The sequence below is a fragment of the Stenotrophomonas sp. SBJS02 genome, from assembly GCF_020428325.2.
Lineage (GTDB): Bacteria > Pseudomonadota > Gammaproteobacteria > Xanthomonadales > Xanthomonadaceae > Stenotrophomonas > Stenotrophomonas africana.
In genome coordinates, this window is the sequence record NZ_CP109812.1 from 2,013,574 (window position 1) to 2,031,122 (window position 17,549).

The 17,549-nt window shown below is 66.6% G+C and carries 15 protein-coding genes; 11 read left to right on the forward strand and 4 right to left on the reverse strand.

Going from position 1 to position 17,549, the window contains the following annotated elements; translation table 11 throughout:
* Nucleotides 1-56 precede the first annotated feature (56 nt).
* A complete protein-coding gene (locus tag FQS62_RS09550; protein WP_208043659.1) occupies nt 57-644 on the forward strand; it encodes a TetR/AcrR family transcriptional regulator in 588 nt (195 codons plus the stop codon).
* 92 nt (nt 645-736) lie between these two features.
* Nucleotides 737-1,237, forward strand: a complete 501-nt coding sequence (locus FQS62_RS09555) for a hypothetical protein (RefSeq protein ID WP_208043660.1) — start codon at nt 737-739, stop codon at nt 1,235-1,237.
* A gap of 11 nt (nt 1,238-1,248) precedes the next feature.
* On the opposite strand, the gene FQS62_RS09560 is transcribed toward FQS62_RS09555, so the two are convergent.
* From FQS62_RS09560 to ftrA, 3 genes are all read right to left on the reverse strand, one after another.
* On the reverse strand, nt 1,249-1,677 hold the full coding sequence (locus FQS62_RS09560; RefSeq protein ID WP_226053514.1) for a chemotaxis protein CheW: 429 nt from the start codon (nt 1,675-1,677) through the stop codon (nt 1,249-1,251).
* A 136-nt stretch (nt 1,678-1,813) separates the two neighbouring features.
* On the reverse strand, nt 1,814-2,257 hold the full coding sequence (locus tag FQS62_RS09565; RefSeq protein WP_088480409.1) for a BLUF domain-containing protein: 444 nt from the start codon (nt 2,255-2,257) through the stop codon (nt 1,814-1,816).
* A gap of 95 nt (nt 2,258-2,352) precedes the next feature.
* Complete coding sequence (gene ftrA / locus FQS62_RS09570) at nt 2,353-3,354, reverse strand: transcriptional regulator FtrA (protein WP_208043662.1); 1,002 nt, start codon at nt 3,352-3,354, stop codon at nt 2,353-2,355.
* 345 nt (nt 3,355-3,699) lie between these two features.
* Between ftrA and FQS62_RS09575 the strand changes: the two genes are divergently transcribed.
* From FQS62_RS09575 to FQS62_RS09620, 9 genes are all read left to right on the forward strand, one after another.
* A complete protein-coding gene (locus FQS62_RS09575; protein ID WP_208043663.1) occupies nt 3,700-6,276 on the forward strand; it encodes a TonB-dependent receptor plug domain-containing protein in 2,577 nt (858 codons plus the stop codon).
* Nucleotides 6,277-6,357: 81 nt separating this feature from the next.
* Entirely contained in the window at nt 6,358-6,939 is a 582-nt protein-coding gene (gene msuE / locus FQS62_RS09580) for an FMN reductase (protein WP_208043664.1), read from the forward strand.
* A 156-nt stretch (nt 6,940-7,095) separates the two neighbouring features.
* Nucleotides 7,096-7,458 carry a DUF3088 family protein gene (locus FQS62_RS09585; protein WP_014646898.1) on the forward strand — a complete coding sequence of 121 codons (363 nt, stop codon included), beginning with the start codon at nt 7,096-7,098 and terminating at the stop codon, nt 7,456-7,458.
* A 14-nt stretch (nt 7,459-7,472) separates the two neighbouring features.
* Nucleotides 7,473-8,450, forward strand: coding sequence for an MsnO8 family LLM class oxidoreductase (locus FQS62_RS09590; RefSeq protein ID WP_088480837.1), 978 nt, complete (start codon nt 7,473-7,475; stop codon nt 8,448-8,450).
* Between the two features lie 18 nt (nt 8,451-8,468).
* Complete coding sequence (locus tag FQS62_RS09595; RefSeq protein WP_208043665.1) at nt 8,469-9,812, forward strand: LLM class flavin-dependent oxidoreductase; 1,344 nt, start codon at nt 8,469-8,471, stop codon at nt 9,810-9,812.
* Nucleotides 9,813-9,816: 4 nt separating this feature from the next.
* On the forward strand, nt 9,817-11,037 hold the full coding sequence (locus FQS62_RS09600) for a M20 aminoacylase family protein (RefSeq protein WP_154348929.1): 1,221 nt from the start codon (nt 9,817-9,819) through the stop codon (nt 11,035-11,037).
* Entirely contained in the window at nt 11,034-11,585 is a 552-nt protein-coding gene (locus tag FQS62_RS09605) for a GNAT family N-acetyltransferase (RefSeq protein ID WP_049449642.1), read from the forward strand. Before FQS62_RS09600 ends, FQS62_RS09605 begins: the two co-directional genes overlap by 4 nt.
* On the forward strand, nt 11,582-13,327 hold the full coding sequence (locus tag FQS62_RS22260) for an amino acid ABC transporter permease/ATP-binding protein (RefSeq protein ID WP_208043666.1): 1,746 nt from the start codon (nt 11,582-11,584) through the stop codon (nt 13,325-13,327). The genes FQS62_RS09605 and FQS62_RS22260 overlap by 4 nt, the downstream gene beginning before the upstream one ends.
* 16 nt (nt 13,328-13,343) lie before the next feature.
* Entirely contained in the window at nt 13,344-14,321 is a 978-nt protein-coding gene (locus FQS62_RS09620; RefSeq protein WP_208043667.1) for an ABC transporter substrate-binding protein, read from the forward strand.
* Between the two features lie 90 nt (nt 14,322-14,411).
* Here FQS62_RS09620 and FQS62_RS09625 read toward each other — a convergent pair whose 3' ends face one another.
* A complete protein-coding gene (locus tag FQS62_RS09625) occupies nt 14,412-17,531 on the reverse strand; it encodes a discoidin domain-containing protein (protein WP_208043668.1) in 3,120 nt (1,039 codons plus the stop codon).
* Nucleotides 17,532-17,549: the final 18 nt, after the last annotated feature.

The window sequence follows — 17,549 nt, forward strand, 5'->3', positions numbered from 1 at the left end:
GGCGAGCCCAGCAGCGGGAAGTTGACAGCGAGTCAACCTACTAGTAGGTTGACGACATGAAACAGTCGCTCTCGCCCAAGGCCCAGGAGATCCTGGCCCACGCCCGTACGCTGCTGGAGGCCGGTGGCTACAACGGCTTCAGCTATGCGGACGTTTCGGCGCGGGTGAACATCAGCAAGGCCAGCATCCATCACCACTTCCCCAGCAAGGCAGACCTGGTGCGCACGGTGGTTGAACTGTACCGGGCCGAGGCGCGCGAAGGCCTGGCGCTGCTGGACCGGCAGCTGGCCGACCCGCTGCAGGAGCTCAACGCCTATGTGGATTACTGGTCCAGCTGTATTGCGGGCGGCACGTCGTCGTTCTGCATCTGCGCGATGCTGGCGGCAGAGGCACCAATGATCCCTGCTGAGATTGCCGATGAAGTGCGGGGGCATTTCGAGGATCTGAGCGGGTGGCTGACGGTGACGCTGGAGAAGGGCGCGGCGCAGGGCCAGTTGCGCCTGCAGGGTTCCCCTGCGGACGAGGCCAAGGCGTTCATGTCGTCGGTGCATGGCGCGATGCTGGCCGCGCGCGGTTTCGGTGATGCGGCGACGTTCGCGGCACTGGCGCGATTGGCCATTGCGCGGGTGAGCGCGACTGCCTGACATGACTGTGGTGGGGCCTGCGGCGACGTGGGCCTTCTTTTTGAACCTTTAGCCTACCTACTAGTAGGTACATTTAACTCTGGAGATGTTCCATGTCGCACTCTCTGTCCCCCCTGGGCGTGATCCACACGGCAGTCAGCCTGGTACCGGTGTTCGCCGGCCTGTATGCCTTCATTCGCCATCGCGCGATCGACCCAGCCACACGTTCCGGCAAGTTGTACCTGCTCGGACTGGTGCTGTCGGTGGCCACGTCGTTCACCGTGTCCAGCACGGGCGGGATCAACCCCGGCCACGCATTCGGGGTGATCGTGCTGCTGGTGGCATTCGGCGGCGTGCTGGCCGCCCGGCTGCGCTGGCTGGGGCGCGCAGCGCGTTACCTGTCAACGTTCGCGCTGTCTTTCAGCTTCCTGCTGTCGTTGGTACCCGGCGTCAATGAAACGTTGACCCGCTTGCCGGCAGTGCATCCGATTGCTGCGGCGCCGATGTCCCCGGTGGTGCTGCAGACGCTGCTGGGATTGACGGTGGTGTTTGTGATCGGCTTTGCCGCGCAGTGCTGGCGCATGCGGTTTCAGACGGTTTGCAGGCGAACTTGAGCAGATGCGCCTCAGTCCCGCACCGCGAGTGCAGCCAGCAGCGACTGCGGTTCGATCAGCGCAGCCGAACGTGCGGAATCGATCTGGACGTGTCGGCTGCAGAAGTTGAACGATCGACCTTGGGCACGCGCGGATACGTCTGGAGATGCGTCTGGCGTCTCGATCTGCAGCACCTCGTCAACAGCCAGTGCCAGCGTTGAAGTGCCTGCCTTGATCAACAGCATGGCCGGGCATCCACCCTCGAATGCCGGTTGACCGCTCATGCTGCACAGGTCGGCCACCGGCAACGCTTGCCCGCGCACCTCCAGGGTCGGCCTGCCCGGATGATCTACCGGGCCGAACCTTTCCGGGCCGCGTATTTCGATGGCTGCCCGCACGTCGATCGCGAACAGGGCCGTGCCTGCACGCGTGACGACGATTTCGAACAGGTCAGCGGGCAATTCGCGTGCGTCCGTTGATGAATGAGCGGGTGGAGACATGCTGTGGGCGTGGAGAAGACCGTGGGGAAGACGCTTTGAATGATGACGGCCGCAGGAGTTACATGGCCGCGCGGGCCCGCGCGCGCACGGCGGCGGTTCAGGTGCATCCGGCGGTTGCGCGTCGTGCACCGGCGGTGCCGATGCGCGGAAAGTGCGGACGCAGCAGGCCGACGAGCTGATCCATGCCGGGAACGGAGTGGCCAAACTCGTCCCATCGCGCATTGACCAGGCCGGACACCACGATCTGCCCGGTCTCGATGTGGGTCATGGCCCAGTAGGGAACGGCACGGGTACTGATCGCCATGTCCAGTACCGGCACCACGGCAGCATGCGAACGGCTGTCATGGATGCGGCGCCTGACCGCCTCCAGGCCGTCGGGCGGGCCTTCGATGTACTGGAAAAAGCGCTGCCCGTCGACGAGCAGCGCTCCGGTGACGTCCACCCGGCGATTGAACGCGGCAGAGCCCGAGACGATCAGGCGGAGGGTTTCATCGGAAAGCCCAGCCGACATGTGGCTGGAGTAAGCAAATGCGTGGAGCATGGAAGGGGCTTCGTGTGACGCCCATCACTATACGTGGGTCTCCACCGTCCGCCGTGAGCCTTTTCTCACGTGGCGCTGGAGAGCGCTGAGTTGGATCAGCAGCCCACCAACCGATCCGCGCCAATACCGCCGCGATGCTGGCTGCGGTACTCGGTAGGGCTCGCATCGACCTGACCTCGGAAGTGCCGTCGGAAGGATTCCTGCGAACCAAAACCGGCCTGTTCTGCGATCCACTGCAATGGCCGGTCGGTGGTTTCCAGCAGTTCGCGGGCAAAGGCCACGCGCTCGCGGATCAGCCAGTCGATCGGCGACAGGCCCGTGGCTTCCAGAAACTGCCGCTGCAAGGTGCGTTGGCTGAGTGCAGCCTGCTCGGCGAGACTGCCCAGTGAATGGGGCTCGCGCAGGTTGCGGCGCATCCACTCCATGAGTTTCGCCAGACGCGTCGGTTCCCCGTTGGGGATCGCGCGGCTGACGCGCTGGCTGCGCCCGGCATCGCGCCACGGTGCCAGCACCAGCCGCTCGGCGACCAGGTTGGCCACGCGTGCGCCGTAATCCTTGCGGACCATGTGCAGCATCATGTCCATGCCGGTGGCCGAGCCGGCCGAGGTGATGATGCTGCCGGTATCCACATACAGCGCATCTTCGCGCACATCGATGCGTGGGAACTCACGTGCGAGCGCTTCAGTGAGGCGCCAGTGGGTGGTGGCCTGGCGGCCATCGAGCAGCCCGGCCCAGGCCAGCACGAACGCACCGGAGCAGATCGAGGCGATGCGCGCGCCACGTGCGTGGGCACGGGTGAGCGCATCGAGCAGTGCCTGCGGCGGGCGTTCGCTGGGTTCGCGCCAACCGGGGATGACGATGATGTCGGCGTCATCAACCGTGCTGAGATCGCAGGGCAGCTGCACCTGCGCATTGCCGAGCATGCGCAGTGCGCCGGGCTCGCCTGCGCATAGCTGGGTGCGGTACCAGGCCACGCCGAGCTCGGGTCTTATCGGCGCGAACAGGCCCACCGCACAGCCGAATTCGAACAGCCCCTGGCCGTGGCAGGCGACGATGGCGACGAGCGGCGCGTTGGGATCGGCGGATGGACTGGGCATGGCTTGATGCTACGGTTCGAGGTGCGCGGCGCGGAGTGGTGCGCGGGCATGAGGTGATGCCTGTGGAGCATGTGCGGCCCCGGGGTCGGATCCCTTCCTGTAGAGCCAAGCCCACGCTCGGCTCAAAATTGGCAGAAGTGGATGCATCTGACGCCGTCACGAAGAGCAGCCGAGCGTGGGCTCGTCTCTACAGACAGCAGTGCACCGGCAATGCCACCTAACCTCATTACCAGCGGTCATGTGGGTGGCCGGATATGACGGTTGGGTGACGTGATCCCGCCTGTCGCGCCAGGTGAACAGGCTCTTGAATGGAAGCGTGTTTTCGGCCCACCCCCACGAGCCCCCATGCCTGCCGCCCACACCCCTGTCCTGAGCACTCTCGCTGTTCTGATCACAGCTATCCTCGCCGCGTCGTCCACCCATGCGGCGGAAGCCGATGCCGATCCTGCCGCCACCGCCGCGACTGCCAACGTGGCAGCGTCCACGCTGGATGCAGTGGTAGTGACCGGTTCGCGCACCAGCACGCGCACGGTGAAGAACAGCTCCACGCCCATCGATGTGATCTCCGCCGAGGACCTTGCCGCTACCGGGCAGGGCAACCTGCTGGAAGCGCTGCAGCGTGCGCTGCCGTCACTGAGCCAGATCGGCGGCTACCAGAGCGACCAGGAGAGCCTGATCCGCGGCTACCAACTGCGCAACCTGTCGCCCGGCTACACCCTGGTGCTGGTCAACGGCAAGCGCCGCAATGCCAGCGCCTATGTGAGCGGGGCGAATGGCGGCGGCTTCCCAGGGCACGCCTGGGCAGACCTGGCACTGATTCCGGTCTCGGCCATCGACCATGTGGAAGTGCTGCGCGATGGTGCATCGGCCATCTATGGCTCGGATGCGATTACCGGTGTGGTCAATGTGATCCTGAAATCGCAGGCGCACGGTGGCGAGTTTGCCGTGGAAAGCGGGCAGAGCATCGATGGCGATGGCTCGCGTACCAGCGTGCGCGCCAATGTCGGCCTGCCGTGGGGCCAGGATGGCTTCATCAACCTGTCCGGCGAGACCACCCGCCAGCATCATGCGATTCGTACCCGCCGCTACATCGATGGCTACCTGAGTTACCCGGCCGTGGATGCGAACGGCAATCGGGTAGCACTGCGTCCGAACAACCGGTTGCCGGCCGGCGCAACGCCGAACCCGGCCGAAGCCAGCCGCAATGCCGAGGCCAATACCATCCTCAGCTCGCCGTCGTATGTGCTGAAGGCCTTCGCGGTGAACGTGGGCCATGGCCTGGGCGACAGCGCACAGTTCTACGCCAATGCCACCGCCAGCGACCGCACCGCGCAGGCGATCCAGAACTTCCGACTGCCGGCGACCATCTTCACTACCTACAAGGCACCCGGCGTGCTGAGCGTGTTTCCCGATGGCTTCCTTCCGGTGCTGGAAACCAAGGAAAAGCAGTACACGGGCACCGCAGGCGTGAAAGGCCAGGTCGCGGGCTGGGACTACGACGCCAGCCTGACCGGCAACCGCAGCACAGTGCGTACCTATACGCGCAACTCGGTGAACTACTCGCTGCCGTACCCCGGCTCGCCCACTGATTTCTATGACGGCAAGCTGGACTACCAGCAGGGCATCGCCAACCTGGACCTGCGGCGTGGCTTCGAGGTGGCAGCGTTCGCCTCGCCGCTGGAAGTGAGCGCGGGCGCCGAGTACCAGCACGAACAGTACGAACGCGGGGCAGGGCAGTGGGAGTCGTACACCGGCTTCGGTGCCGCGGCGTTCGTCGGCTATTCCACCGCCGATGCGGTGAAGGCTACCCGCAACAGCAAGGCGATGTATGTGGGCGCGGCCACCAACATCACCTCGCGCTGGTATCTGGATGCGGCCGCGCGCTGGGAAGACCATTCCGACTTCGGCAGTGTCTCCACCGGCCGCCTGACCACGCGTTTCGACTTCACCGATGCGCTGGGCGTGCGCGCCACGGTCAGCAACGGCTTCCATGCGCCCAGCCTGGGCGCGCAGTTCTACCAAGCCACTGGCAGCTGCCCGTGCGGGACCACGCTGGTGGCGCAGGTGTCTTCGCCGGCGGCGATCGCGCTGGGTGCCACGCCGCTGAAGCCCGAGAAAGCCACCAACTACAGCCTGGGCGTGACCTGGGACCCGAGCCCGGCGTTCCACCTGGCGGTGGATGCCTATCAGATCGACATCCGCGGCCAGCTCGGTCAGTCAAGCCAGATCGGTTACAACGCGCAGGATCCGGCGCGCGTCACCGACAACAGCGGCACGGTGCTGAGTGCGGCGCAGAAGAGCACCATCGATGCGCTGCTGGGCTCGGCCGGCATCAGCATTCTGCCGGGTGACGCGTTCTATGCCAGCTACTTCACCAACGTGGGCAACACGCGTACACGCGGTGTCGAGCTGACGCTGGAGGCGAATCAGGAAACCACGTGGGGCAAGCTGCGCTGGAGCTACGCGGCCAACGTCGGCCGTACCACCATCCAGAAGGTCAGCGACATTCCGGCGGCGCTGCAGGGGCTGCCGAACATCAACCTGCTGACCAGGTCCAGCGAGTACGCGCTGCGCTTCCGCACGCCCAGCTACACCCAGGTGGCCGGGCTGGGCTGGCAGAACGGGCGCTGGCGCTCGAACCTGGACTTCACCTACTACGGCCCGATCAAGCGCCTGAACAACGGCGTGGAGTACAAGCAGCCGCCGGTGCTGGTGACCAACCTGTCCGGTGGCGTGGAGCTGGGGGCGGGCTGGAGCGCGGCGCTGGGCATCAACAACGTGTTCGACAAGCGCACGCGCAAGGTGCCCGAGTACGCGCGCAGCGCCACTGATGTGGCCAGTATCGAGACGACCTGGGACAACGGCGATGTGCTGAGCAACGTTGGGGCGTACTGGTACGGGCGGGTCAGTTACCGGTTCTGATCTGGAGCAGTCGAGCATGGCTCGACTCTATAAAAGGCAAAGGGCGGCCGGACGTAGTCCGGCATCATCGAGGAGCAGTTCATGTCTTCTGCATTGAAGGTGGTTGCATTGGTGGGGTCGCCGACCAGTTCGGCGACGTCGCGTACGTTGCTGCTGGTGCGGTACCTGCTGGCGTCTCTGCAGGAGCGGGTGCATGCCAGCGTGGAGCGGGTGGAGCTGGCGCCGATTGCACGCTCGCTGGGCCAGTCACTGTCGCGGGGTGAAGTGGAACCGGCAGTGGAACAGGCGCTGCGGACCATCGAGACCGCCGAACTGCTGCTGGTGGCAGCGCCCGTGCACCGTGGATCGTATCCGGGCCTGTTCAAGCACCTGGTCGACTTCATCGAACTGGAAGCGCTGGTGGATACGCCGGTACTGCTGGCGGCAACCGGTGGCAGTGAGCGCCATGCGCTGGTGATCGATCACCAGCTGCGGCCGCTGTTCAGTTTCCTGCAGGCGCACACGCTGCCGATCGGGGTGTACGCCACGCCGGCCGACTTCGACGGTGAGCACATCACCAGTGTGGCCTTGCAGGCGCGCATCGCGCTGGCGACCGAGCGTGCGGCCGGGCATCTGACCACGCAGTCGCTGGCGGTAGCGGCGCCGCTGCGACGCATCGCCTGACGGCATAACCGGCGGCGCTTTGCTTATGGCCAAGGCGCATCTGCATGGCCGGATCTGACCGCCGATTGTCGCCTGGCATCGCCGTGTCGGTCGCCGCCATCTCTAGCATCGATATCGAAGCGGCATCGCATTGCCGCCCCCGATGAGGACGACCCCGTGAGTCTGGACGCAACCGATAAGCCCATCCTGTTCCTGCTCGACCGTGAGTTCGAGGACGGACAGATTCCCGGCCAGCGCTTCTTCTGCCGGCACAGCCTGTTGCTGGAAGGGGCGCTGTCGAGCATCGACGGCCTCGACGCGCAGCTGGACGTACGTCGCATCGGCTTCGCACGGCCGCGCCGCGAGGTGATCGCCGAAATCGGCGAGCAGGACCAGTCGCTGCCGAAGCTGGTGCTGCCGCAGGGCGTGCGTAGCGACCTGGCCAGTGGCGCGCACCAGGATCGCCAGTACATCTCCGGTGCCGAACCGATCCTGGCTGCGCTGAACGGGTTGCTTGGCATTCCCGTGGCCCATCCCTGAGCGAGGACGCGACCATGAGTTATCAGATCAGCGTGTTGGACAAGAGCCCGGTGGCCGAGGGCGCCTCACCGGAGCAGGCGCTGCGCAACAGCCTGCAGCTGGCACAGCGTGCCGAGCAGTTGGGTTACCACCGGTACTGGTTTGCCGAGCACCATGCCGCGCCGACCTTGGCCAGCCCCGCACCGGAAGTGCTCGCGGCCTGGGTACTCGCGCAGACCCGGCGCATCCGCATCGGCAGCGGTGGGGTGATGCTGCGCCACTACGCGCCGTACAAGGTGGCGGAGAACTTCAACCTGCTGGCGGCATTGGCGCCAGGGCGCGTGGACCTGGGCGTGGGCAAGGCACCCGGTGGCCTGCCGGCCTCTACGGCTGCATTGGCAGCGGGGCGGCCGGCGTTTGCCGATTTCGACCAGCAGCTGCGCGACCTGGAGGGCTACCTGTCGGGTACCGACGCCGAGGCGCAGGCGCGCCCGATCCCGCAGCAGGCGCCGGAGCGCTTTCTGCTTGGTGCCAGCCCGCAGAGCGCCAAGCAGGCGGCCGAGCTGGGCTGGCGCTTCGTCTACGCCGCGCACTTTGATGGCGACCCGAAACACATCGAGGCTGCGTTCGATGCCTATCGCAGCGTCTCCTCGCAGCCACCGCTGCTGGCCACGGTGGCCTTCGCAGCACCGACTGCTGAAGCCGCAGCGCGTCACATCGGTGCGCTGCGGGTCTACAAGCTGCACCTCGGTCCCGGGCAAGCGGTGAACCTGCCCAGCCCGGAGGCGGCTGCCGAGTACGCGCGCCAGGTGGGCGTGGCCGACTTCCGCATCGAGGAAACCCGCCCGAGCGTGTTGTCTGGCGATGCGCAGCACGTGCGTGACGAACTGGATGCGCTGCACCGGCGCTTCGGCGTGGGCGAGTTCATTCTCGATGCGCCGGTGGCCGACCTCGACGCACGCCTGACATCCCTTGAACTGCTGTCGCCCGCGCCGCGCGCGGCGGTGGCCTGACCTGCAGGAGCGATTCCCATGAGCACGACCCCGCGCCACATTCCGTTCGGCATCATGCTGCAGGGCCCCGGCAGTCACATGCATGCCTGGAAGCATCCATCCAACCCGGCCGATGCCAGCGTCAACCTGCAGTTCTACATCGACATCGCGCGTACCGCCGAGGACAACGGCATCGCCTTTGGTTTCGTGGCCGATGGCCTGTACATCAACGAGAAGTCGATCCCGCACTTCCTCAACCGCTTCGAGCCGATCTCACTGCTGTCGGCGCTGGCCACGGCAACGAAGAAGATCGGCCTGGCCGGCACGCTGTCGACCTCCTACAGCGATCCGTTCACCGTCGCCCGGCAGTTCGCTTCGCTGGACCTGCTCAGCGGCGGCCGCGCCGGCTGGAACGTAGTGACCTCGCCACTGGAGGGCTCGGGCCGCAACTACGGTCGGCCGCATCCGGAGCACGCGCTGCGCTACCAGATCGCCGACGAGTACCTGGACGTGGTGCAAGGGCTGTGGGATTCCTGGGATGACGATGCCTTCGTGCGTGAGCGCGACAGTGGCACGTTCTTCGCGCCGGAAAAGTTCCGCCGCCTCGACCACAAGGGACGCTTCTTCCAGGTGGAAGGGCCGCTCAACATCCAGCGCTCGCCGCAGGGCCAGCCGGTGATCTTCCAGGCGGGGTCGTCCGACGATGGCATCGCGCTGGCCGGCAAGTACGCCGATGCGGTGTTCACCCATTCGCCATCGCTGGAGGAGACCCGCGCGTTCACCCAGAAGGTGAAGAACTCTGCGATCGCCCATGGCCGCAGCGGCAATGACGTGAAGATCTTCCCGGGCATCGGCCCCATCGTCGGCCGCACTGCCGAGGAGGCCGAGGCCAAGTACCAGGCGATTGCTGCGTTGGCGACGCTGGAGGATGCGCTGGCCTATCTCGGCCGCTTCTTCGATCACCACGATTTCAGCCAGTACGACCCGGATGCGCCGTTCCCGGAACTGGGTGACATCGGCAGCAACTCGTTCCGCTCCACCACCGACCGCATCAAGCAGGATGCGCGTGAGAAGGGTCTGAGCCTGCGCCAGGTGGCGCTTGAAGCGGTGAGCCCGAGACCGAACTTCATCGGCACGCCGGAGCACGTGGCCGATGAGCTGATCCGCTGGTTCGACGCCGGTGCCAGCGACGGTTTCATTCTCGGCTTCGCCGCACAGCGCGAAGGCCTGGACGATTTCGTGACCCAGGTGCTGCCGATCCTGCAGGCGCGCGGCTACCACCAGCGCGAGCTGGAAGGGCAGACCCTGCGCGAGCATCTGGACCTGCCGTACAAGGCCAGCCGTCATGCGACCGATGCCGAACCGGCGCGGAAGGCGGGGTAGGGCGATGAGCGGAGAATCCGCAGTAGCGCCGAGCCATTCCCGGCGGAATTCCCAATCCACTGGCATATTGCCCGAGATCGCGGCACGCGCCGAGGCGGCCATTGCGATCCGTCATGACCTGCACCGGCACCCGGAGCTGGCCTTCGAGGAGCACCGCACCAGCGCCCGAGTGGCCGAACTGCTGCAGCAGTGGGGCTACGAGGTGACCACCGGCCTCGGTGGCACCGGTGTGGTCGGTACGCTGCAGCGCGGGCAGGGTAGCCGTCGTCTCGGTCTGCGCGCCGACATCGATGCACTGCCGATCCACGAGGACTCCGGCCTGGCCTATGCCAGCCAGACCGAGGGGCTGATGCATGCCTGCGGCCACGATGGGCATACCGCGATCCTGCTGTCCGCTGCGCACTATCTGGCCCATCACGGTGATATCGATGGCACCCTGCAGCTGGTGTTCCAGCCGGCCGAGGAAACCGGTTCGGGTGCTTCGAAGATGATTGCCGATGGCCTGTTCGAGCGCTTCCCGGTGGATGCGATCTATGGCCTGCATAACTGGCCGGGCGTGCCGGTGGGCCACTTTGGCTTCGTCGATGGCCCGGCGATGGCATCGGTGGACTGGGCGCGGCTGAAGGTGATCGGCAAGGGCGGTCACGGCGCCGAGCCGCAGGGTAGCGTTGACCCGATCCTGGCGGCGGCGCACATCGTTACCGCGTTGCAGAGCGTGGTGTCACGCAATGTCGACCCGCGGCAGATGGGCGTAGTCACTGTCGGTTCGATCCACGGCGGCCAGGCCGCCAATGTGATTCCGGACGTGGTCGAGCTGAAGCTGACCGTGCGCGCCTACCTGCCCGAGGTACGCGACACCCTGCGGCGCCGGGTCACCGGGATTGCCGAGCAGACCGCCGCCGCGTTCGGTGCGCGTGCCGAGATCGAGTTCCCGCGCGGCTTCCCCAGCGTGATCAACCACCCGCAGCAGACCGCCTACATCCGCGAGGTGGCGCTGCAGGGCTTCGGCAGTGAACAGGTGGTGCCGGAATTCGCGCCACGCACGGCAAGCGAAGACTTCGCGTTCCTGCTGCAGGCGCGGCCGGGCAGCTTCGTGTTCGTTGGCAACGGCGACAGTGCGCCGCTGCACAGCCCGCGCTACGTGTTCAACGACGCGGCCATCGCACCGGCCGCCAGCCTGTGGGCGCGGCTGGCCGAAGACTATCTGGTGAAGGACGTGGCATGAGCAGCAACGAACGCTTCCTCTATACCTCGGTGGATGATCCGCTGGCACGGCCTCTGTTCGATGGCCTGGAACAGGAGTACGACAGCCGCTACGCCGACGTGCGCCGACGCATCGGTGGCAGCGCCCGGGAGGAGCTGCAGCGCTACCCGGCGCAGGCCTTTGCTGCCCCGGTAGGGGCGTTCGTACTGCTGCTGCGAGACGGCGTGGCGATCTCCGGCGGCGCCTTCATGCCGCACCGCGATCCGGAAACCGCCGAATTCAAACGCATCTGGACGCTGCCCGGGCTGCGCCGGCAGGGCATCGCGCGTCGCGTGCTTCAGGAACTGGAAGACCAAGCGGCGCGCCAAGGCTATCGGCGCGTGTTCCTGACCACCGGCTTCCGCCAGCCCGAGGCCGTTGGTCTGTACCTCAGCCATGGCTACACCGCGTTGTTCGATCTGGAGGCGGACCCGGAAACCATCGCGCATCTGCCGTTCGAGAAGCATCTACGTGCGCCGGCGCCTGTTGTTGCGCCTACGCAGACCGTGCTGCACGGAGCCCACGCATGAGCACGCCTTCGACCGCATTGGATGGCATTGCCGCTCGTCCGGCGCCAGCACCGGCGCTGAAAATCGTGCCGGCCCGGCACCCGCTGCAGGTGTTCGGCACGGTGCTGGCACTGGCTCTGATCCTGATCGGGCTGCAGTCCGTGCTGGGCAATCCGCGCTGGGGCTGGGGCACCTTCGCCGAGTGGTTCTTCGCGCGCCCGGTGCTGGAAGGGCTGGGACGCACGTTGCTGCTGACCGCACTCGGAACTGGCCTCGGTTTCGCGCTGGGCACCTTGCTGGCGTTGGCCCGTGTGTCCGGCTCGCCGCTGCTGTCGGCGGTGTCGTGGGGCTACGTGTGGTTGTTCCGTTCGATTCCGCTGCTGGTGCTGTTGCTGCTGCTGAACAACCTGGGCTATCTGTACAGCACCATCGAACTGGGCGTTCCCTTCACCGGCATCAGCCTGTTCTCCTATCCGACCACGCAGCTGATTGGTGTGTTCACTGCGGCGGTGCTGGGTCTTACCTTGAACCAGGCGGCGTTCTCGGCCGAGGTGATCCGCGGCGGGATTCTGTCGGTGGACCACGGACAGTACGAAGCGGCCGCCGCGCTTGGCCTGCCGCGTGGCCGCCAGGTGCGCCGCATCATCCTGCCTCAGGCGATGCGCTCGATCCTACCGGCCGCGTTCAACGATGTGATTGGCCTGGCCAAGAGCACTTCGGTGGTCTACGTGCTGGCGCTGCCGGAGCTGTTCTACACCGTGCAGGTAATCTACCGCCGCAATCTGGAGGTGGTGCCGCTGCTGATGGTGGCCACGGTCTGGTACCTGGTAATCCTAACCGTGCTGTCGCTGTTGCAGCGGCGCGTGGAGCAACGCTTCGCGCGTGGCCAGCTGCAGCGCGAGCGCTCGGTGTCGCGGGTGTCATCGCCCCCGCGTGTGCAGAGCGAAGCCGCGCCGCGCGTGGCAAGCCGCCCGCGCATCGCCACGCAGGTGGAAGCGGGCGAGGGAGCTGCGGTGTCGCTGCACGGCGTAGGCAAAGTGTTCGGCGACCAGCCGGTGCTGGAAGACGTGAACCTGGACCTGCGCGCCGGCAGCGTGACGGTGCTGATCGGCCCGTCCGGCGCCGGCAAGTCCACGCTGCTGCGGCTGATCAACCACCTCGAACGCGCCGACGGCGGTTACGTGACTGTCGGCGGCCAGCTGATCGGCTACCGCCGCGAGGGTGACACGTTGTACGAACTGCCCGAGCGTGAGATCCGCCGCCGTCGTGCGGAAGTGGGCATGGTGTTCCAGGGATTCAACCTGTTCCCGCACCTGACCGCGCTGGAAAACATCATCGAGGCACCAATGGCGGTGCGCGGCGTGCCGCGTGCGCAGGCCGAGCAGCAGGCGCGGACGCTGCTGGAGCGGGTTGGCCTGGCCGACAAGGCCGATGCGTTCCCGCGCCAGCTGTCCGGTGGCCAGCAGCAGCGCATCGCGATTGCGCGGGCACTGGCGCTGCAGCCGAAGGTGCTGCTGTTCGACGAACCCACGTCGGCGCTGGACCCGGAACTGGTGGCCGAGGTGCTGAGTGTGATCGAAGAACTGGCCCGTTCCGGCACCACGCTGGTGATCGTCACCCATGAACTGAGCTTCGCCCGCCGCGTGGCCGACCACGTGGTGATGATGGACCAGGGCAGGGTGATCGAACAGGGCACGCCCGAGGCTCTGTTCGAGCGCCCGCGCCAGCAACGCACCGCCGATTTCCTGGCCAAGACCCTGTAACCCCGGAAGGAACACCATGAGCCCTGCAGCACCGCGTGGTCCCTCGCGCAGCACCCTGTTGATCGTGGGCGTGCTGGTCATCGGCATCGCCGGCATTGTCTATTCGCGCGTACGCCAGGCACCGGATGCCGGTACCGAAGCCGCGACCAGCCTGGCCGGCACCAACACCGCCGTGCTGAAGGGCACGTTTGACCCGAAGGCGCAGGCGTTGATCCCGGCCGACTATCGCTTCGTCACCCCCGGTACGTTCACCGTGGCGACCCATCCGGGACAGCTGCCTCTGGCCGATTATGGGGCCGACAGCAAGGACGTAGTCGGCATCGAGCCCGACATCGCCCGCCTGATCGCCGATGCGCTGGGCCTGAAGCTGGTGATCGTACCGGTGGCCTGGCCCGACTGGCCGCTGGGGCTGGAATCGGGCAAGTACGATGCGGTGCTGTCGAACGTGACGGTCACCGAGGAGCGCAAGAAGAAATTCGATTTCTCCAGCTACCGTTACGACCTGCTGGGCATCTACACGCGCACAGATGGGCCGATCCAGAAGATCGAGAAGCCGGCGGATGTGGCGGGGCTGAAGGTGGTAGTGGGTGCCAGCACCAATCAGGACCAGATCCTGCGGCAGTGGGACCAGCAGAACATTGCCGCCGGCTTGAAGCCGGTGGAGTACCAGTACTTCGATGACGCCGTGGTCGGCCGGTTGGCGGTGATCACTGGCCGCGCCGATGTCTCGTTCGAGCCCAATGCCACCGGCGCGTACTCGGCACGCGACGGCAAGGTGCGGCGTGTGGGCCTGTTCCCTGGCGGCTGGCCGAACGCCGCGGCGATCTCGGTGACCACCCGTAAGGGCAGCGGCCTGGCCGATGCGGTGACGCAGGCATTGAACACCCAGATCGGCAGCGGCACCTATGCGCAGGCGCTGAAACGGTGGAATGTGGCCGAGGAGGCGGTGCCGCAGTCGCAGACCAACCCGCCGGGATTGCCGACGCTGCAATGATACCGGGCGTGGCCCGGAGGGCCCCTGTAGAGTCGAGCTTGCTCGACTGGCGCATGGTGATCGGCGACATGCAGTCGAGCAAGCTCGCCTCTACCAACGCGCCTCCAGCGTTTTGAACGGCTTTGCCAAACGCACCCCCTCGGCATCGAAGTTTGAAACGCTACGCCCATCCACACGTACCGTCTTCGGCATCGTGCGCGCCGGCCACCAGACCTTCACCGCCGTCCCGCTGCGCAACCCCTTGCCCAGCGTGACCGTCAGCGCGCCGTCGCGCTGCCGCGCCTGCATCTGCAGCGTGCCATACGCTGTTGGCAGGCGTTCCACCACCAGCCCATCGCCAGCCACCCACGACGGTGGCGTACCTGGCAGCAGCGACAACGCATCATCGTCCTCGCGCATCAGCATGCCGAACAGCGTGCGGCCGTACTCGGCGCCGATCCAGGTGTGCGGCATGTCGCCGAGATAGCGCGGGAAACGCAGCCGCGAATGCACCACTTCGGCCAGCACCTGCCACTCAAGCGGACGCCGATCATGCAGCAGCCCCTGCAGCAGCTCATCGGCCACCTGCGGCTGGCCCAGGTGCACATAGCTCAGCACGTTGCGGATCTCATACGGCGTATAGGCGTACAGCGCGCCGGGCTGGCTGCGCTTGCGCACGTCGTCCAGATATCGGGCAAAGGTGGTGCGCAACGCCTCGGGCGGCAGCACGCTCTGCGCACCGGTGGGGTCCAGTGCGATCGATACGCCGGTTGGATCGCCATCGCCCAGGTCGGCCGAAGAGGGAATGAAGTCGATGCCCTTCCACGCCATCGTCGCCCTGATCGAGGCGTGCAGCGCGTCGTAGAGCAGCTTGTATTGCTCGCGCGCCCAGGCAGCAGTCTCGTGGTCGCCCAGCGCCTCGGCCAGCCATGCGCCGTCGTGCCATCCCTTCAGGCCCCAGTAGTCGTCCCAGTAGCTGTGGGTGGGCGACGGATAGCCCTCATGGCTGATCGACGGCGCAAGGATGCCGGCGAAGCGCTCCGGCGCCGGCTGGTCGGCCTTGTAGCCGGGCACCAGCGTGCGTTCGCGCAGTTCCTGCAGGAAGCGCAGCGCGGCCTTCACTTTCGGCAGATAGGCACGCACCGACCCGGGCCCGCCATCGAGGCGCGCGACATCGGCCACCAGCGCGACGTACTGGCCCTGGCTGTCGTACTCGATGTCCGAACCGAAGCCGGTGTTGACAGTGCCATCGTCGTTGAGGATGGGCGAGACCAGACCGTTGGCATGCACGCCGTGTTCGCTGTACCAGGCCAGGTAGTCGCGCGCGACGCGTGCTTCGCCCATGCGCAGCAGCACCGCCGAGGTGGCCATGCCGTCGCGGATGAAGGAGCGGTTGTAGTTGCGCGGACCGGGCTGCATCGCCGGGCCGGTCTGGTTGATCAGCATGTAGGCGGCCTGCGCGCGCAGCATGTCGACCAGTGCGGGATCGGGCAGGCGCAGGCCGACCTGACCCAGCCGTGCCTGCCAGTCGGCGGAGGCCTGCGTGGCCAGGGAATCGAACGCCGCATTGGCATCGCGGGGCAGCGTGGCCAGATCGAGCGCAGGCGCTTCGGGCAGTGCGCCCTTGGTATCGGCGGCGGCGGTACCCAAGGGGAACGCGACCACGATGGCATCGCTGGCGCCCGGCGCCAACGAGACGCGGTAGTTCAACGCAGCCGAGGCAAGACCCTGGTCATCGTGCGCCCGTTGCGCGGAAGGCAGTTGGCCGGCAGCAATGTTCGCGGTGATTTCCGTGGCGCCATCCGTGCCGAACGGCGCCGTACCAGACGCAGCCACCGGCGTGAGCGACCGCAGCAGCGTGCGCCCGTTGATGCGCACAGCCTGTCCATCGATCGCCACATCGCGAATGGGTGACAGCCCGCCGTTCTGCCACGTCGGATTCATCTGCATCGGGCGCACGACCAGGCTGAGTGTGCCGTCGATCCGGGTTTTTCCGGTGTTGTGCAGGCGATGACGCAGGAACGTTACCGGCTGGCCGTTGCGCTCGATGGCGAATACCTCGCTGCGCAACTCCAGCCCGGGCTGCGGTGACCACGTAGCGGAGGGCATCGGCTTCCAGCCATCCCGCAGCGCGTGCTGTATCGGCTGTCCTGCCGCGCCAGCGGCGCGGCCGTCAGCACTTCGCCAGATCGGCTGCACCAGTGGCGCGCCCTTGAAGGCTTCCAGATTGCCGTATTCGTCGAAGATCGATTTCTGTCGGCCCGCATGCACGCCCACTGCGGTCCAATAGGTCTGCTGCATCTGCAGCGACGCCGGGAACAACGCGCGCTGCGCGCCGCTGGCGGCGATCTGGTACTGCTTCATCGGTGTCATCACGGCTTTCGGGCCGAGCAGGCGCAGTCGCGCGATCTGCGGTGCGGCGCCGTCCACGCTCAGGCGGAATGCACGCAAGGGTTGTGCTGCAGTGGCGGCCAACCAGCTTTGCCGATGGCTGGCCGCCTGTGCATCGTGTGCGAGATCCTGCCAGCGGCCTTGCGCGTCCTGCGCCTGCAATCGAGCAGCGCCGCGCGCACCATCCGCCCATTCCACTACCAGGCCAGCCGTGGACTGCGCGCGGGGCAGGGTGATCTCAAACGCGTGAGCGCCTCCCTTTCCGGCCGGCATTGCGACCGTGCCACCCCCTTGCCAGAGCGCCGCTGCCTGCGTTGCATCGATACCGCTGATGCGTGCGCTGAGCGTGCTGTCCAACGGCTCCATCTCGAAGATCGACACGCCCCAGTCGGAGGTGCGCTGCGGGCTGGCCAGCCGCAGGTAGCGCGCCTGCCGCGGCGCGAAGTACAGCGTTTCCACGTCGCCCAGCGAATTGGCCATGGTGTACGCGGTCTGCCACTGCTGGCCGTCCAGCGAGGTCTGCAGCGAATAGCCTTCCGGGTTGGAGACATCCCAGGTGAGGCGTACGCCGGCCATCATCGCGGGGGCCCCCAGATCGATCTGGAACCAGTGGCCGGGGCTGAAGGCGCCGCCGGTGACGGTCTTCGGGTCGCCGTCGATCAGGTGGCTGATCGCCATCGCCGGTACCTGCTGCGAGGAACTGCTGGCCTGCCATTGGCTGCGCGGGGGGAGGGTCTGTGCCTGTGCGCTGGAGGCCAGGGCGGCCAACAGCAGGGCAGCGGCAGGGCGCAACGGGAAAAGCGGTGTGGAGACCTTGGAGCGTTCGGCGCGCAACGTCATTACGGACAGCCTCGCAGG

Bases quoted from the DNA above. Each gene is read 5' to 3' on its own strand.
- FQS62_RS09550 (WP_208043659.1), top strand. From the start codon at position 57: ATGAAACAGTCGCTCTCGCCCAAGGCCCAGGAGATCCTGGCCCACGCC.
- FQS62_RS09555 (WP_208043660.1), top strand. From the start codon at position 737: ATGTCGCACTCTCTGTCCCCCCTGGGCGTGATCCACACGGCAGTCAGC.
- FQS62_RS09565 (WP_088480409.1), bottom strand. From the start codon at position 2,257: ATGCTCCACGCATTTGCTTACTCCAGCCACATGTCGGCTGGGCTTTCC.
- ftrA (WP_208043662.1), bottom strand. From the start codon at position 3,354: ATGCCCAGTCCATCCGCCGATCCCAACGCGCCGCTCGTCGCCATCGTC.
- FQS62_RS09575 (WP_208043663.1), top strand. From the start codon at position 3,700: ATGCCTGCCGCCCACACCCCTGTCCTGAGCACTCTCGCTGTTCTGATC.
- msuE (WP_208043664.1), top strand. From the start codon at position 6,358: ATGTCTTCTGCATTGAAGGTGGTTGCATTGGTGGGGTCGCCGACCAGT.
- FQS62_RS09590 (WP_088480837.1), top strand. From the start codon at position 7,473: ATGAGTTATCAGATCAGCGTGTTGGACAAGAGCCCGGTGGCCGAGGGC.
- FQS62_RS09595 (WP_208043665.1), top strand. From the start codon at position 8,469: ATGAGCACGACCCCGCGCCACATTCCGTTCGGCATCATGCTGCAGGGC.
- FQS62_RS09600 (WP_154348929.1), top strand. From the start codon at position 9,817: ATGAGCGGAGAATCCGCAGTAGCGCCGAGCCATTCCCGGCGGAATTCC.
- FQS62_RS09605 (WP_049449642.1), top strand. From the start codon at position 11,034: ATGAGCAGCAACGAACGCTTCCTCTATACCTCGGTGGATGATCCGCTG.
- FQS62_RS22260 (WP_208043666.1), top strand. From the start codon at position 11,582: ATGAGCACGCCTTCGACCGCATTGGATGGCATTGCCGCTCGTCCGGCG.
- FQS62_RS09620 (WP_208043667.1), top strand. From the start codon at position 13,344: ATGAGCCCTGCAGCACCGCGTGGTCCCTCGCGCAGCACCCTGTTGATC.
- FQS62_RS09625 (WP_208043668.1), bottom strand. From the start codon at position 17,531: ATGACGTTGCGCGCCGAACGCTCCAAGGTCTCCACACCGCTTTTCCCG.